Annotated in this window: 1 protein-coding gene; it reads right to left on the bottom strand. The window is 46.0% G+C overall.

Annotated features, from left to right (window positions below; all coding sequences use genetic code 11):
- Positions 1-195: 195 nt before the first annotated feature.
- On the bottom strand, positions 196-1,744 hold a 1,549-nt coding region (locus tag A3761_RS03485), incomplete at its 5' end, for an alkyl/aryl-sulfatase (RefSeq protein ID WP_068749822.1).

Raw genomic sequence — 1,744 nt, 5'->3', positions numbered from 1 at the left:
CTGGATCAACTATATCATCACCCTGAACGGGCCTGAGCCTTTGGACTATCTTGAATCAGACATTGATTACCAACACTACATTGAGAAACAGCTAAAGCCCATCGCGGAAGGCATTCTGCCCTTTATCGGGATGGACTTTGATCGCCTAATAGATAATCAAATGGCCTTATTCTAGGGAACCTAGAAGTAAGTTCCTTAAGGCTCAATGATATTAAAGACACCTCTCGGCTTCTCAAACAACCTGAAGAAACTCACTAAATCCAGCTTACTACCCTCCACCGTCAAATCATCCGAGAACAGGGTTTCTTTGATCCCAGCCTGATCAGTGGCCATTTTGAGAAATAACTCATGAGTCACCTTAAGTGTGGCATCCGCATCACTGACAGGTTCAATTTGTTCAAAATGCAGAACGGCATTTTCAATCCACAAATAGAAATTTACCTGCCTGTCAGTGAAGGTGATATTGATCTTATGATGGCTATCAAAAGCTTCCGGGCCAATTAAACGGGCAGCCATTGATATAAAGAAGTTCTCAAGAGGTGCCTCTCTCAGAACCCCCTCCATCATTGCCACATCAACGCCTTTATCCGGGCCACCATGTCTCAGCTCATAAGCCCCCGTAAGATAATTATCTCGCCAAGGCGCTGATTCCGATTGGTATCCCAATTGATCATAAGCTTTAGCAAGGAGCTCTCGGGCCTTATCGTTGCCAGGGTCAGCAAAGACCAATTTATTCAAAAGTTCGGCTACCCAACGATATTCACCCTGGTCAAAAGCCGATTGAGCAGCAAGTAGAACCCTCTCAGCCCCTCCCATTAAGGCTATGTATTTATCCGCAGATTCTTCCGGAGGAAGCGGATTAAGATTCGCAGGGTTTCCGTCATACCAGCCTAAATACCACTGATAAACCGCTTTTGCATTATGTTTTACCGTTCCATAGTAACCACGGTTGGAAAAGTTACTGGCCAAACTCGGAGGCAACTCAATCTGTTCGGCTATCTCCGTTGGCGTATACCCTGCATTTAATAAACGCACCGACTGATCATGGATATATTTATAAGTATCCCGTTGAGCTTTAAGAAATGTCACCAGTTTTTCACTGCCCCATATCGGCCAGTGGTGACTGCCAAAATAGAGGTCACTTTTCTCTGCGTATTGAATGGCATCATGAATATAACCGCTCCACTTCAAAGCATCGCGCACTTTAGCCCCTCTCAAGGTATATAGGTTGTGGAGATTACGCGAAACCAATTCAGCGCCACACCAGGCTCGGAACTCAGGAAGATAGAAAGTAAATTCTGCAGGTGCTTCTGAACCGGATACCACCTGAAATTCAAATGTCACGCCGTCGATCTCATGACGTTCACCACTCTCGGAAATCAGCACATTGGGTTCTAAGATAGTGAACTGACCAAACGCAGGTTCCTTACCTAAGCCAGAGCCCACATGCCCTCTTTCAGATTTAGGTAATCGCTTTCCGTACATGTACATAGAGCGACGTCCCATTGCCATGCCTGCCACCACATTTTCACTGGTGGCCTCTTCCATAAAGCCTTCTGGCGCGATCACTTTAAGTTGCTGTTGGCTGACTTGTTCTGGAGAGGCAATGCCATGGGCACCGCCAAAGTGATCAATATGAGAATGGGTGAACAAAATGGCGCTAACGGGTCTTTTTCCTAATTGATCATTTACCAGTTTCATTGCCACGCGTGCCGTTTCCACTGTGGTTAACGGGTCTATCACG

This window comes from Oleiphilus sp. HI0123, assembly GCF_001635315.1.
Note: the sequence above shows the minus strand (reverse complement) of the source record. Positions and strands in the feature narration are given on the sequence as shown.